This window comes from uncultured Erythrobacter sp. (assembly GCF_947499705.1).
GTDB lineage: Bacteria > Pseudomonadota > Alphaproteobacteria > Sphingomonadales > Sphingomonadaceae > Erythrobacter.
In genome coordinates this window covers 1534654-1549945 of record NZ_CANMPJ010000001.1, presented here as the reverse complement: position 1 = coordinate 1549945, position 15292 = coordinate 1534654, and the positions used below count along the sequence as shown (strand labels likewise).

Genomic DNA, 15292 nt, shown 5'->3' with positions numbered 1-15292 from the left:
GAGAAGGTGTCCTAAGTGCCGTGCCGTGTCCAGTAGTACTGGTGCCGAATCGAGCCTTAGGCCCGCTGCGGCATCCTCACGAACAACAGCACCGCCAGACCGGCGGAAAACAGCAGGCAGATCGACGCCATGCCGATCCGTTGATCGTTGAAGGCTGTGGTGAATATCTCGACCAGCAGCGGACCCATCCAAACGGTGATCGTCCCGGCGATTGCATAGAGACCGAAGAATTCACCGCTGCGGCCCGGCGGTGCAAGCGTCACAAGCATTGCTCGGCTTGACGAGATACTCGCTGTCGCGGTGACAGCAACGAAACTGACCAAAGCGAGGTAGGACAGGTCGGACAGTGACTGAAAGACCAGTCCATCCCACACCTGATAATTCTCAATCGCTCCAAAAAGCAGGCTTTCCTGGGTGATGGATAGCTGAAGCGTGAAGGCCATCACCATGCCCAAGATCTCGATGATCAGAGCGTTCTTCACGCCGACCTTGCCATCGAGCCAACCGCCGAAAATGCCGCCTAGGAAGGCCCACGCCGATGCGAAGATTGCAAAGCAGAGCATATTGAGGAAGCCCCATTCGAGGAACAGTGCGACGTAAACGGCCGCCAATGCCAGCAAGGCCGCCATGCCATCCTGATAAAACATGCGTGCGATCAGGAATTTCATCAGGTCGGGATATTTGGTTGCTTCGCGCACGGTCTTCAGAACCGCTTGAAACCCTTCCACAATAGCCGTTCGCCAGCTTGCGCCCGGCACACCGGGGTCTTTGGCGTTCATGAAGAAAGGGATCGAAAAGGCAGCCAACCAGACCGCGCATATTGGGCCGGCTATCCGGGCATGATCAAAGCTGGCAAGGTCGAAGCCGAATTGCGGCTTCGCAAAGGGCCACTGGATCGCGCCCGGCAGGATGAACAGAACCGCAATCGCGACAAAGATCAAAACTGCAGCCAGATTGCCGAGGCCCAAGCCAACGCCTGAAATCATCGAAAGCCGCTGCGGTTCACCTGCGACAGACAGCATCGCATTGTGGGTGACCTCGGAATAGGTGTAGCAGACATAGGCGATTACGAGCAGCGTCATGATCGCCCACACGGGCAGGCCAGCGCCGCCCGGCTGCGCGAACCAAAGCAGGGCAGAACAAGCTGTGATCGCGCCCAGAAATACAGCTAGGAGTGGCTTCAAACGCCCACCACGATCCAGAGCTGCGCCAAGGAATGGAGCAGTGAGCGCCGCGATCAATCCCGCCCATTTTGTGACCGAAGCAATCGTCGCTTGCCCCTGAGCATTGGCGGTTTTCTGCGCTTCGTCCGGCCCCAGCGCGGCCAAGTCGCCGCTCGCCAGCAGGTCTGCCCCGATAATGTCGCGCGCGAAATACGGCGCGAAAATGTAGATAACGATCAGAATGTAATAGGGATTGCGCGCCCATTCGAAGACAGCCCAAGCGAACCCGGTCTTGCTCAGTGCGCCTCCACTGCCGTGATGGGCTCGCGGGGGCACGGATTTCGCCGGTGGAATGGCTGTCGCTATCGCGTCTCTCCCTGAGCTTCCGCCTCATCTGGGCGGAATGCTCGAATGTCTCTAGGCGGCTTTGGCCCCAACTTCGTCCGCGGTCTCCGGCGCATCAAGATGTTTGCGGATCGCAGCGACGCTTTCGTCTTTGTGGCTGAGTAGGAACAGGTGTCCGCCGCCTTCCATCACGACAAGTTCGTTGTTGGGGATCAGCATCGACAGGAATTTGCCGTTGGTTAGCGGCACAATCGCATCGTCATCGCCCATCATGATAAGCGTCTTTTGCTTGAGCAGGAAGGGTAGGGCGGGTGCGCTCGTCCAGCCGAGCATACACAGCAATTGGTACATGTAACCGCGCGTCGTCGGCGGTTTCAGGCGTGACATATGTCCGCCTTTGCCCGAACTCTTGCCGAGCCCTTCGCCATAGAGCGTTTCAAAATTCTTCTGCATGAATTCGGGATCGATGTAGCGACGCGGATTGGCCATCTTTGTCAGCGCTTTGGGGCTGCCCGGCATCATCAGCATGCCTGCGCTGGTCGCAATCAACGTTACGCGGCGAGTGCGGTTTGCATGTTGCATGGCGAAATGCTGTGCCATGCCGCCGCCCCAGCTGATCCCCATGACATCGACAGTGCCGACGCCGAATCGGTCGAGAAGCAGTGCTGCGGTCCAGCTCATCGTGAAGGGGTTGTAAGGCACGGTCGGCTCGGGCGATTCGCCCACACCGGGCATGTCGAACATGATGAAGGGGCGCTCTGAAAGCGCCTCGGCCAACGGAGCAACGGCTTCGATATTCGCGCCAATGCCGTTGAAGAACAAAACCGGCAAATGATCGGAGGGCTGATCGAGCCTCCATGTAGCAACCCGTAGCGTCCGGCCGCCCACCTCTTCCATGGTGACGACCGCGTCTTTCATAGCATCCGCCATGTATTTCCCGTCCTTTCGACGCGCCTACGATCCCTCAAAGCGCGGGTGGGAGGCAGCCTCGTTGATCCCTAACGGGGCTGCCTCCCATAAGCTTTTTGTTCAATTGTTGTGGCGCGCCTCTATCAGACTTCTTCAACGACGTAGAGTCCGGGGGCGGGGTCTGTTGGGGAATGCGCCTTGCTTCCCAGCTCGGCAGGCGCGGGCTGCTTGTTGCCCGAACGCTTTTGGATCCACTCCATCCAGTATGGCCACCAGCTACCTTTGACCTCTTCGGTGCCTTGCAGCCACTCATCGGCGGTTGCCGGGAGCTTACCCTTCTTCTTCTGAACGAAATACTTGGCTTTGGGATTTCCCGGAGGGTTCAGGATTGCCTGCATATGACCGGATTGACTGAGCACATAGGTGACGTCCTTCGACCCAAATAGCTGGGTCGAACGATAAGTCGCCTTCCACGGCGTGATGTGGTCGGTGACACCGCCGAGGATGAAGAGGTCCGAGGTGATCTTGCTTAGATCGACCATATGGTCAGCCATCTCGACTTCGCCCTGTTTGGTGAAGGCAAGCGTTTCGAACAGTGTCAGGAAGTCACCCATGAGACTGGCCGAAAGGTTGGTCGCATCGGCATTCCAGTACAGCACATCGAACGCGGGCGGATCCATGCCGAGCAGGTAATTGTTGATCACATAGTTCCAGATCAGATCATTGGGGCGAAGCCATGCGAAGCCGCGCGCCAGATCGTCGGCCTTGATCACGCCGGCCTTGGCTGCCCTTTGACGTGCAAGCTGCGTCCCGTTTTCACTGACGAGAGACGCGGCTTCGATATCGGTCTGTTTGGGGTGCAGAACGCAGACCATCAAAGTGAGTGTGCCCAGGACGTCATTGTTTGTCGCTGCGAGCTTCGATGCAAGCACAGACGCCGTCTGCCCACCCGAACAACCGGCTGAAACATTAACCTTTTTCGAGCCGGTAATCTCAGAGACAACCTCGAGAGCATCCTCGCACGATGCGATGTAGTCGGCCATGTCCCAATGGCCCTGATCCTTCGACGGATTGCGCCAGGAAATCACGAAGGTTTGCAGCCCGTTGTCGACCTGCCATTTGATGATCGACTTCTCCGGAGAGAGGTCGTTGATATACATCTTGTTGATCTGCGGCGGGACCGTCAGTTGGGGGATTTCGTAAACATCATCGGTCGTCGGAGCGTACTGGACCAACTCGTACATTTCTGTGCGGTGGACCACGGAACCTTTCGACGTCGCAATGTTCTCGCCCAGCTTGAACGGACGCTTGTCGACCTGGCTAACCATGCCCTTGTTATGGACCAGATCGTTGTAGGCGTTTTGCAGGCCCTTGATCAGCGAAAGACCACCCGAATTAATGATCTGCTTCTGCGCAATCGGATTGCCCGCTAGTGTGTTCGTCGGGGCTAGGCCATCGAGGATGATATTGGCGATGAAGTTCGCACGATTGCGTTCCAGTTCGTCCAGTTCAAGCTCTTCGAGCCAGCTGCGCATACCCTTCTGCACGGCGAGATAATACTGCGCACCGGCGCGGAAAAACGGGTTGAATTGCCAGGCCGGATCCTGAAAACGTTTGTCTTTGGGATCAGGCGCAAGTTCGCTCTTGCCGGTCATGATCTTGACCATGTCTTCGCCAAAAGATTGCGCGTGGCGGAACGCACGGCTCGGGTCACTTGCCGTCTCGCGCAACAGCAGCGCAACGGCGCTCACGAAATCCTCACGCGCCACGCCGATTAATGGACCCAGTGCGTTGGTAGATTGTGCCGCTTCGTTCTCGAGCTTTACGGTGCCGTCAGCCATAACATCCCCTTTTTCTATCCAAGCTTTCAAACTCGGTTGGGTTCCACATGCCGGTCAGGTCGGCAGTTTTCAAGTTGACCGCCGCGTCAAGGCGCAATGCGCCCGCATCTTCGGTATTTGTTAAGCCACGCGATTAACCGTTTTGCAGGCGGAGATAGGCCATTGCTCATCCATGAGCGGTCGAGCAGTCAGGAAATTGGTAAAAGAGAACTCCGGTTCCGGTGAAACGGAACAGCGGACGGTTGTTCCTGTTCGTCAATCCGCCAAATCAGACCCGAAGTCTGATGCTCGCGCCAGCAATGACCGCCGCGCCGCCAATCGCCTGGAGAACTCCCCCGCGCCGATAGCGCCACCGCCCGATGGCGGATTGCGCCCCGAGTACCAATTCTACCTGCCGCGTCAGCCGCGTGCCATGGCGCTGTTTCTCCTTGTTGCGTATGGCCTTGCGGCAGGTGTTTCGCAGACTGTTCCGTTAGGCTTGGCGCGTGTCGCAGGTCTCGCGTCGGTCGTAATTCTGGCGCTTGGTTCCACGCTTGCCCAGATCGAACGCCGTGCTGGCACGCCGGATATAGTGCGACAGATTTTGGTGGTCATCGGGATCATCCTGCCGATGGCCTGCGCAGGTTACTTGATTGCTGCCTGGGTTCAGGCTGGACTTGCCTGGCAGTGGGCCGTTGCCACCATCATCTGCATCAACGCCGCATCTGCCGCCTTGTTCGGCATGCGAATTGTTTCGCTCTTTACCGCGAAGATCTCGGTTTGGGCCGCGTTCTCCTTGGTCCTACCCAGCCCGCTGACTGTCTCAGCCGTAATAGGCGCTGCGTTGACCCTTATGTTGGTGGCTAGGATTGAATGGAAGGCCGCAGAGAAGAAGCGCATCCAAACCGAAGCCCGCGAGCGTGTGGCGGCTCGCGCTGAAGACATCCTGCGGAGCTTTGAAGAGACTGGGCAGGGATGGTTTTGGGAGACCGATCGCCGTGGTCAGATCAGCTACATCTCACCCTCAGCAGCCGAAGTGTTGGGCCGCACGCCAGAAGAAATGCTGGGCAACCCGCTAAGCGAGATTGTCGATCCCAATCAAGGCACCGCCGACGCCGAGCGGACGCTTGCATTCCACCTGTCCGCTCGATCCGCTTTTCACGATGTGGAATTGCGCGCGGCGTCTGGTGAGCAAGAGCGCTGGTGGTCACTAACCGGGCGACCGGTCTACGACTCTTTCAAGAACTTCTGCGGCTTTCGCGGACACGGTTCCGACCTGACCGAAAAACGCCGCAGCGAACAGCAGGTTTCTCGCCTTGCACACTTCGACTCGCTTACAGGTCTCGCCAACCGCGTGCAGATGGGCCAGGCGCTGGAACAGATCCTAGCGGCACCGCGTGATCGTGATCGCGTGTGTTCAGTTCTACTGCTGGATCTCGACCGATTCAAACACGTCAACGATACGTTGGGCCATCCGGCGGGCGACGCCTTGCTCAAGCAAGTGGCCCAACGACTGGAAGTTGCCGTCAACGGGCAGGGGCGCTGTGGCCGACTGGGCGGTGACGAGTTCGAGGTGCTTGTGCCCGGCCACGTCAAGCGCGAGCAACTCGCGAACCTCGCCAACGAAATTATCGCCTCGCTTTCGCAGCCATACTCGATCGATGGTCAAAGCGTTGTAATTGGCGCTTCATTAGGGGTCGCGATCGCTCCGGAACACGGTTCGACAACCGATGATCTGATCCGCAATGTCGACCTCGCACTCTACGCGGCCAAGGATGCCGGGCGCGGTTGCCATCGGTTCTACGCGGAAGACCTGCATTCCGCCGCAGAAGAGCGCGCGGAACTGGAGCAGGACCTGCGCGAAGCGATCGTTCGCGGGGACCTGCATCTCTACTATCAACCCGTCGTCTACGCCGCGACCGAGAAGATCGTCGGCTTCGAAGCGCTGATGCGCTGGAAACACCACAAGCGCGGGTGGATTTCACCAGGCAAATTCGTCCCTATCGCCGAGGATGCAGGCCTGATCGACCAAATGGGTCAATGGGCACTGCGCACCGCATGCGCCGACCTAGCGACGTGGCCGGAATCGATCCGCTGCGCGGTCAACGTATCGCCTTTGCAGTTCTCAAACCCCGAACTGCCCACCATCGTTGCAAATGCACTCGCGCATGCTGGTGTCAGCCCTGAGCGACTAGAGCTCGAAATCACCGAAAGTGTGTTCCTGAATGACAGCCAGGGCACAGATGCGATGTTCAAGGCGCTGAAACGCGTTGGCGTGCGCCTGGCGCTCGATGATTTCGGTACAGGCTATTCCTCGCTCGGCTATTTGAAAAAGGCGCCGTTCGACAAGATCAAGATCGACCAGAGCTTCGTTCGGGGTGCGACCGAAGATGGCAGCCGCAATGGAGCGATCATCTCCTCGATCACCAGTCTGGCCGAAGCGCTCAACATGGATACGACCGCTGAAGGCGTGGAAACACTCGATGAGCTCGAGCTGATCCGACTGCTTGGTTGCAGCCACGTCCAAGGCTACATTTATTTCAAACCGATGGCCGCAGAGGACGCAAGCGCGGTTGTTGCGGGAGACCTCGCTGCCGAAGCCAGCGGTCCGAAGGCTGCTCGTTCGCCTCGTCAGGTGCTCCTGCGCCGGGTGATGGTGGTCTATGCTGGCAACCGGTTGAACGCTACGGTGCGCAACATTTCCGAAGGCGGTTCCATGGTCGAAGGGCTTTGGAATATTCCGCCGGGCAGTACGATCGAAATCGAATTCGCAGCGGGCAAGAGTGTGACCGCTCAAGTCCGTTGGTCGCGGGAAAACCGCTCTGGTGTCGAGTTCACCATGCCTCTCAAACGCCGGGCGGATGGCACTTTCGCGGTTCTTCGCGGCAATCCAGAGAAGATGGCCTTTTCAAACGGGTAGAACGGCAAAGCGCCATTTAACGGCTGTTTGCATGCCGCATTAGGCAAAAAATAACCAACCGGGTTTACATATCGGTCAGGTTCGAAAAACCGCCGAACCTGATCGTTTTGGCGTCGTGTGGAGGATTGGCAAAGGTGCCGCTCAAGGCTCTCTTGTCTTCGAGAAATGGCAGCGGATTGCTGCAAGGTCGAGGTAGCAGTGCTGCTTCGGCGATGAGCGATGGTGAAAAAATCGCCATGCTCGATCAACTCGAACAGTCCGGTCTTGGTTGGTTCTGGGCGAGCGACGCCGACGGAAACCTAACCTATCTGAGCGCCGCGATTGCCGAACGGCTCGACGTGCCTCTGGACGAATTAATCGGACAACTGCTTTCGACAACGTTTGCTCCGATTGAAGGCGAAGGCCGCACCAAGTCGCTCTCGCTCATGCTCGGCGCTCGCAAGGCGTTCTCAGGCTTTGCAGTGCGCGCGGCAAAGCGCCCTGAAGGCGCAGTGCTGCGGCTCGCAGGACAGCCGGCTTTCAACGGCAAGAAGTTTGCCGGCTTTCGAGGCACGGGCGCTGACATTACCGATGAATATCACCGCGAAGAAGAAACGGCGCGGCTGGCGAAATTCGACTCTTTGACAGGCCTCTCGAACCGCCATCGCATGGCGCAGATGATCGACGGCACACTGACGGCCTTCAAGCAGGCCAAGCGCAACTGCGCGATCATGATGCTCGATCTGGACCGGTTCAAACAGGTCAACGACACGCTTGGACATGCGGCTGGCGATGAGCTTCTCAAACAGGTATCGGACAGGCTGCAGCGTTCGATTGAGCGCGAGTGTGAGATCGGCCGTTTGGGCGGTGATGAGTTTCAGGTGATGATCCCCGACCTCGACGATCGCGGCGAGCTCGGTGAGATCGCGATGAAGATCATCGACATGCTCAAACAACCATATTCGCTCGACGACGGGCGCTGCGTAATCGGAGCGTCGGTTGGGATTGCGATTGCTCCCCATGACGGTGTGACCCGTGACGAAGTCGTGCGTTCGGCGGACCTCGCGCTTTATGCAGCAAAGAATGGCGGGCGCGGGCAGTACCGCTTCTTTTCGGGCGAACTGGAGAACGAAGCGATTTTCCGCCGTAGGCTCGAAGAAGACCTGGGCGAGGCCGTGCGCGAGGATCAACTGTTCCTCAAGTATCAGCCCATGGTCGATGCCAAAACCAAAGGGGTTTGCGCACTCGAAGCGCATATTTGCTGGATGCATTCGCAGCGCGGCGAGATTGATGAACAGGAGTTTGCTTCGATCCTCGACGGCGCTAGCCAGGTTATCGAAGTCGGAAATTGGGCGATTGCGGAAGCGTGCCGTCAAGCCTCCGATTGGCCTGAAAGTGTGCGGGTCGCGGTTAATGTACCGGTGCCACTGTTCGGTTCCAGCGACTTCGTCGACCAGGTCGCTGCCGCCCTACAGAATGCGGATATGGCAGCCAACCGGCTCGAGTTGGAAATCAGCGAGGCGGTGTTCTTTGGCGACACGAACTCGGTCGACCGCACGCTCGCTCAATTGTTCAAGCTGGGTGTTCGCTTGACTCTCGATGAGTTCGGCAGCGGCTATTCTTCACTCGCTTACCTGCGCCGCGCACCTTTTGACTCGATCAAGATCGATGAAAACCTGATCGAGGAAGCCGAGCGACGGGAAGGCGACGAACTCGGCCTGATCAAGGCTATTGTTGCCTTGGCTGGCGCGCTCGAAATGGACACGATCGCTAACGGGATCGAGAGTAGCGCGTTGCTGTCCTCCCTTGAGGAGTGCCATGTTCGCTTCGTCCAGGGGCCGCTCTTTGCTGAGCCCATGAAGCGCGACGTCGTCGAGACGGAACTGATTGGCGATGCCTGGAAAATCGAGCCAAGCGGTGATCGCACCAAGCGCGCCCGCCGCCGGACCGTGTTCCGCAAGATCCAGGTGATCCATGATGATCACTCGTATGAGGTCACGCTGCGCAACCTGTCCAAAACCGGCGCTCTTATACAGGGCCTCGCCGATGTACCGAAAGGTACGCAGTTCGTCGTTGATCTCGGAGGAGGGCAGCTTGCTGTAGCGACCGTGATCCGTACAAATGGCGACACGCAAGGCCTCGAATTCGAACAGCAATTGATCGACGATGGATCGGGAGGTCTCTGCACCCGCAACCGCGTTTCACCCTACGCGCTGGCTTCGGCTGGCGCTCCGCTCGCCGCGCTTTCACAGGGTGATTACAAGGCGATGCCGGGCGGCATGCTGGGGCAGGGCGGTAGCATCCCGCAGTTCGGCTACGCAAACACGGTCAACTCCGAAGCAGCCTGATTTCGGACTTTCCTACTCGCGGAATCGATGCGATGTGGGTGTTGCGATTTTCGCGAATGACATTGCTGCAACGCATCGCTAAATCGCGGGTCAAATGACTGACCTTTCCAAAATCCGCAATTTCAGCATCATCGCTCACATTGACCACGGCAAGTCCACGCTTGCCGATCGGCTGATCCAGTTCACCGGCGGCCTGACCGCGCGTGAGATGTCCGAGCAAGTCCTTGATAACATGGACATTGAGAAAGAGCGCGGCATCACGATCAAGGCGCAGACCGTCCGCCTCAACTACACCGCCAAGGACGGCGTGACCTATCAGCTCAACCTGATGGACACGCCCGGCCACGTCGATTTCGCCTACGAAGTCTCCCGCAGCCTCGCCGCATGCGAAGGCGCGCTGCTGGTCGTCGACGCCGCGCAGGGGGTTGAGGCGCAGACCCTTGCGAACGTCTACCAGTCGATCGAGCACGACCACGAAATCGTCCCCGTCATCAACAAGGTCGACCTCCCCGCCGCCGAACCGGAACGCGTGCAGGAAGAAATCGAGGAAGTCATCGGCCTCGACGCATCCGAAGCCGTCATGACGTCAGCCAAAACCGGCATCGGGATCGAAGACGTGCTCGAAGCCGTCGTCGCCAAAATCCCCCCGCCCAAAGGCGAACGCGACGTCCCGCTCAAGGCCTCGCTCGTCGACAGCTGGTACGACCCGTATCTCGGCGTCGTCATCCTCGTCCGTGTGATCGAGGGCGTGCTCAGCAAGGGCCAGAACATCAAGTTCATGCAGGGCGGCACCGAGCACCTGGTCGACCGCGTCGGCTGCTTTACCCCCAAGCGCACCGATCTGGCCGAACTCGGCCCCGGCGAAATCGGCTTCATCACCGCGCAGATCAAGGAAGTCGAACAGGCCCGCGTCGGCGACACGATCACCACCGTCAAAGGCGGCGCCACCGAAGCGCTCCCCGGCTACAAGGAAGTGCAGCCCGTGGTGTTCTGCGGGCTGTTCCCGGTTGACGCGGCGGACTTTGAGAAACTGCGCGAAAGCATCGGCAAACTGCGCCTCAACGATGCCAGCTTCAGCTTCGAAATGGAAAGCTCCGCCGCACTCGGCTTCGGCTTCCGCGCCGGCTTCCTCGGCCTGCTCCACCTCGAGATCATCCAGGAACGTCTCAGCCGCGAATACGATCTCGACCTGATCACCACCGCGCCCAGCGTCGTCTACCGCCTGCAACTCGGCAAGACCAAGAACGAGGACGCGCGCGAAATGATGCTGCACAACCCCGCCGACTGGCCGGATGTGAACCGCATCGAGATGATCGAGGAGCCGTGGATCAAGGCGGTGATCTACACTCCCGACGAATATCTCGGCTCGATCCTGAAATTGTGCCAGGACCGGCGCGGCGTCCAGACCGACCTCACTTACGTGGGCGGCCGAGCGCAGGTGACCTACGAATTGCCGCTAAACGAAGTGGTGTTCGACTTCTACGACCGGCTGAAGTCGATCTCACGCGGCTATGCCAGCTTCGACTACGAACAGATCGGCCTGCGCGAAGGCGACCTTGTGAAGATGAACATCTTGGTCAATGCCGAGCCGGTCGACGCGCTGTCGCTGATCGTGCACCGGGGCGTCGCTGAAGAGCGCGGCCGCGGCATGTGCGAACGGCTAAAAGACCTGATCCCGCGTCACCTGTTCAAAATCCCCGTCCAGGCCGCCATCGGCGGCAAGATTATCGCCCGCGAAACCATCGCAGCCATGCGCAAGGACGTGACCGCCAAATGCTACGGCGGCGACATCTCGCGCAAGAAGAAGCTGCTGGAAAAGCAGAAGAAGGGCAAGGCGAAGATGCGGGAATATGGGAATGTGAGTATTCCGCAGGAAGCGTTTATTGCTGCGCTGCGGATGGGGGAAGAATGAAGCCCCGCAGATAAAGCCGAGGATTGCGAAGCAACCGCAGGCTTAGATGCGAGAGGCTGTAATTCCGGCCGGCGGGTGGCCGCAGGCCAACCCGTTCGACGTCACGCGGCGCATGGAGCGATTGCGCCAGCAATCGCGGAACGGCGGGTGGCGAAAGCTGCCGTGTCCACTGGCAACGAGAGCATCTAGGAGACCGCACCTGGCTTTCGAGGTGCTGGTTTAGGTGTCGCCGAACTTGCTTTGAGACTCCAGTACGATCTCGCGTTGAAGATCATAATCAATGATACGAGAAATCCGGCGAAGCTGAAGAGCGCGCGCTTTTGGATTGTCGGATCAAATATTGGGAATTGCCCACCATCCGGTGGGGTCACAAACCAGATTACCACTGGGTCAATTTTGCTAAAAAGATATCCGGTTAGGAAACCCGCGATTATCTTAGCGAATTGCCCAAATCGGTTTTGCTCGTCATCGTTAAGTGGAACTGCGAGAATGCCAACTAGCCAACCGATTGCCGCACCGACCAAAAGGTATATTCGCAGTAGTTCGTCGCCTGAGCGTAAGCTCTCGACGACCAAAGCAAGTGCTACAAGAGAACCGAGAGCCAAGCCACCATACATCGGTAGTGTAATACTTCTTAATGTTGCCATGCCTCCTGTCCCCTTGCCCTTCTTGCTTTAGTAGAGCCCAATGATTGGTGTTGATCAAGAGCTTTATGCCGTATCGACGGAGAAGGTGAAGCGACCGCAAGCTTAGATGCGAGAGGCTGTAACTCCGGACAGCGGGTCGGCGCGTGGCAGAACAGCTATCCGTTCTTTGAATTCTGCGAAGGGTATTCGAATGAAGTTTTGGGCCGCTCTGACAAGTCCGTGAATCCCAAAGGTAGATGACGCTGGCCTTCGGGCAGTTCGCTGCGGATGGCACCGTACGCACCCAAGTAGGCGGCAACCTCCTTATGAATTTTCGTGTCAAGGTCTCTGAAGGTTTGAGCGTCATTGCAAAACCAATAGTGCTTTCCCCAACCGTCGATTATTCCATCGACGCGCTTCAGCGTTTGGGTCACCGAATTTGCTTTGGGCACAGCATTTCCTTGCTTCAGGCCAAATAACGCCTTGCTGCTCTTACCAAGCTCATCAATCACTTTGCGAACGAACTTCTGTCTGGCCTTGCCAGCAGGTTTAATGAGTCCGGGCGATATCTCGATGCCAAGAAACTCAAATCCGTCTTCAATCGGCATTGCATCCTTTGCTGACTTCTCTGGTGACAGATCCATTTCGAGTGCTCCGAGCAGCTGTTTCGCTTGCTTGAGCTTTGCGTTCGTCGCCTTCTTGGTGGGTGCGAGTATGATGAAGTCATCGATGTATCTTATGCATCGGCAGTCACTGCTGTTCATTGCGATATCAAATTCTGCAAGCGCGATGTTTCCGAGCAGGGGAGACAATGAATTGCCTTGGGCAACGCCGATATCTTCAATGGGAAACTCGTCCTTCAAGCTCCTCAGCTGTTCAAGGTTTCGTAGTTCCACAGACACCGCAGCTTTGAGCAGCTCAATAAACTCACCTTGTTGAGGCAATTCTCTTTCAATGATCTCGATAACCGATGATTTCGACACCCTTGTGAAGAAGGAGGATATATCCGCTGCGGCGACCCAAGTCGCGCCAGCCTGTATCTCCTTAAGAACGCATTCGATTGCCGCCGGAACTGCGGATAAGGGTGCCTTAGAGTCAGCTTCCTTGAGCTCAGATTTTTTCAAACCGCCAAAGCTGTAAGGTGTTCTTATGTAACGCTGTAAAGACGGCTGTTGAGAAACAACATCTAGTATCGCTCGTTGCACAATTCGCGCTTCAAGCGGTGCAACAACCAATGGACGATACTTGCCAGTTTCGTTCCCCAGCGCGTCCAATTTCGGGAGCGGCACACCCTTTGCCTGTCCAAATTCGAACTGCTTTCGGGCTAACCGGTATTGAATTGATCTCAGTTGACGTGATGCATCGTCGGAGAATTGCTCAATATCGTGACGAATTTCGTCGGATTTTGAGTGTTTTCCATTTCGCTGGATAGTCCGCCATGCTCGCTCCAGTACGTCGAAGCTGCGTGTCTTTTTGGCAAGATTTGATTTCACGTCTAGTGGGTCCTGTCGGTAAGCCGAACCCGTCTGACGGAGCGCTTAACCCTGCAGCGGTTCCTAACGGTCCGTGCCGCACGAACGTGGCTTCGACTTTCGCCTTGGCCTCGCCGTGGCAATGAGTCATCGACACTGCGGTAAACCCGCCTGCCGCGATCAATGCCAAAGTTAGCCTAACAAGAGTCCGCCCAAGTGCGCGAACCAACCCGTTAGTCCGTGCCGAAAAGTTGGCACGTTTTTGCATGTCTGTCTCACGACTTTCCTCCTTGCGTATTGCTACCCTTTTTCGGGCGCGTGGCAAGGCGCGAAAGCGCTTGACCGTCCTCCGCCCGCCATCGAAATTAATGCGACTAGCTGCCCGACAGTTACCCTGGAATGTAACAGCTACAGCTAGCTTAAGTTCGTCCGACGGGTCGGCGCTTAACCCTGCAGCGGTTCCTAACGGTCCGTGCCGCACGAACGTGGCTTCGACTTTCGCCTTGGCCTCGCCGTGGCAATGAGTCATCGACACTGCGGTAAACCCGCCTGCCGCGATCAATGCCAAAGTTAGCTAAAGTAAGTTGGGTTGGACATTTGCATATTTCAAGACCTTGAGATCGCTTTACTTGTGAGTTGGCTGTCAAAAACGCATCAAAATTGATCCTGCGAACGAATCCCTGGCCTCACAACCATCACTCCCTTCCCGTTCACGGGAGGGGTTGGGCGCGCGGAGCGCTGGGCCGGTCAGGCCCACCCCGCTGCGACTAAGTTCGCTTCGCTCACTAAGTCTCGCTGCCCTCCCGCAAGCGGGAGGGCGAAGACTCAACTAATCCCAATTGTCGTCTTTGATAGAGTGCACTGTCCTCCGCTCCTCCGGCTCCGGCGGCTCTTTCTTCGGCGGCGGGGTCGCGTTTTGCAGGACCCTTGGCTTCCGCTCCAACCGTCTGCGCATATCCTCATCCACCATCAGCGCGTCCAAGTCGCGGTCGCGTAGCTGCGCAAACCGCTCCCACGCGGCGCGGGTCTCTTCAGAGAGCTGCTCCCATTCGCGCTGGCGCTCGATGGCGACCTCTTGGCGGATGCCCTCGATCTTGCGGTCGATGCTCGCGCGGACCTCGGCGGGGGAGACCTGTCTCTGCTCTTTCTCCCATTGCGCGCGCCACTTCTTCTTGAGGCGGCGCTTTTCCATCTTGCCGACCGCGTTGAGCCCTTTCAGGTCGCCGCCGCCTTTCGTGACGGAATTGCCGAAGCGATCGGGTGCGCGGTTGCGGAGCATGAACATCAGCAGCCGGTCGTTGACCTTCTTGCGCACGCCGACAAGCTCGCCATAGGAATAGACCGGTTCGTCCACCCCGTTGAGCGCGCGGTCCATCGCGACGTCTTCGAGCCGCTGCACGCCGAGATCGAGCGCGGCGTCCCAGGCGTCGCGGAAGCTCTTGCCTTCGGGCAGGCGGCGGATGCGGTAGGCGCCGACCGTGCTCATGTTGACGTGCTTGCACGCCGCCTCGACGCTGCCGGTGTCGGCGAGGGCTTCGATGAACTCCTGCTGGCGTTCGGGCGTCCATCCATCGGAGCGCGGCTTGATGGGGACGGGGGTGAAGTCGGGGATCTCGCTCGCGGGGACGAGGGAGCGGGTGGTGCGGTTGTCCGATCTACGGGTCATGGGGAGTCCTTGTTTTCCGCACGCCATCCGGCGCGCGATATCCTCGCGCCTTCGGCGCTGCGGGCGCCCGGTCGGGCTTGCGGTTGCTTCGCAACCGATCAGTTTGAACCACAAATCTCGCGAGTAGGAAAT

The 15292-nt window shown here is 58.1% G+C and carries 8 protein-coding genes; 3 read left to right on the top strand and 5 right to left on the bottom strand.

Features of this window, described 5'->3' with window-relative positions; translation table 11 throughout:
- Positions 1-56 precede the first annotated feature (56 nt).
- The 3 genes from Q0837_RS07250 to Q0837_RS07240 all read right to left on the bottom strand — a co-directional run bounded on the left by Q0837_RS07250 (position 57) and on the right by Q0837_RS07240 (position 4258).
- A complete protein-coding gene (locus tag Q0837_RS07250; RefSeq protein ID WP_298466946.1) occupies positions 57-1499 on the bottom strand; it encodes an MFS transporter in 1443 nt (480 codons plus the stop codon).
- 81 nt (positions 1500-1580) lie between these two features.
- Positions 1581-2438, bottom strand: coding sequence for an alpha/beta fold hydrolase (locus Q0837_RS07245; protein WP_298466942.1), 858 nt, complete (start codon positions 2436-2438; stop codon positions 1581-1583).
- Positions 2439-2560: 122 nt separating this feature from the next.
- A complete protein-coding gene (locus Q0837_RS07240) occupies positions 2561-4258 on the bottom strand; it encodes an alpha/beta fold hydrolase (RefSeq protein WP_298466939.1) in 1698 nt (565 codons plus the stop codon).
- Positions 4259-4430: 172 nt separating this feature from the next.
- On the opposite strand from Q0837_RS07240, the gene Q0837_RS07235 reads away from it, so the two are divergent.
- The 3 genes from Q0837_RS07235 to lepA all read left to right on the top strand — a co-directional run bounded on the left by Q0837_RS07235 (position 4431) and on the right by lepA (position 11396).
- On the top strand, positions 4431-7157 hold the full coding sequence (locus tag Q0837_RS07235) for an EAL domain-containing protein (RefSeq protein ID WP_298466937.1): 2727 nt from the start codon (positions 4431-4433) through the stop codon (positions 7155-7157).
- Positions 7158-7369: 212 nt separating this feature from the next.
- Entirely contained in the window at positions 7370-9484 is a 2115-nt protein-coding gene (locus Q0837_RS07230; RefSeq protein WP_298466935.1) for an EAL domain-containing protein, read from the top strand.
- A 94-nt stretch (positions 9485-9578) separates the two neighbouring features.
- Positions 9579-11396: a translation elongation factor 4 gene (gene lepA / locus Q0837_RS07225; protein WP_298466932.1), complete on the top strand. Its 1818-nt coding sequence runs from the start codon at positions 9579-9581 to the stop codon at positions 11394-11396.
- Between the two features lie 802 nt (positions 11397-12198).
- Here the strand turns inward: lepA and Q0837_RS07220 are convergent.
- Together Q0837_RS07220 and Q0837_RS07215 are read right to left on the bottom strand one after the other, a co-directional pair.
- On the bottom strand, positions 12199-13515 hold the full coding sequence (locus Q0837_RS07220; RefSeq protein WP_298466929.1) for a reverse transcriptase domain-containing protein: 1317 nt from the start codon (positions 13513-13515) through the stop codon (positions 12199-12201).
- An 808-nt stretch (positions 13516-14323) separates the two neighbouring features.
- Positions 14324-15160, bottom strand: a complete 837-nt coding sequence (locus Q0837_RS07215; RefSeq protein ID WP_298466925.1) for a hypothetical protein — start codon at positions 15158-15160, stop codon at positions 14324-14326.
- Positions 15161-15292: the final 132 nt, after the last annotated feature.

Excerpts from the sequence above, each read along its gene's own strand:
- Q0837_RS07245 (WP_298466942.1), bottom strand. The coding sequence starts at position 2,438 with ATGGCGGATGCTATGAAAGACGCGGTCGTCACCATGGAAGAGGTGGGC.
- Q0837_RS07240 (WP_298466939.1), bottom strand. The coding sequence starts at position 4,258 with ATGGCTGACGGCACCGTAAAGCTCGAGAACGAAGCGGCACAATCTACC.
- Q0837_RS07235 (WP_298466937.1), top strand. The coding sequence starts at position 4,431 with ATGAGCGGTCGAGCAGTCAGGAAATTGGTAAAAGAGAACTCCGGTTCC.
- Q0837_RS07230 (WP_298466935.1), top strand. The coding sequence starts at position 7,370 with ATGAGCGATGGTGAAAAAATCGCCATGCTCGATCAACTCGAACAGTCC.
- lepA (WP_298466932.1), top strand. The coding sequence starts at position 9,579 with ATGACTGACCTTTCCAAAATCCGCAATTTCAGCATCATCGCTCACATT.
- Q0837_RS07215 (WP_298466925.1), bottom strand. The coding sequence starts at position 15,160 with ATGACCCGTAGATCGGACAACCGCACCACCCGCTCCCTCGTCCCCGCG.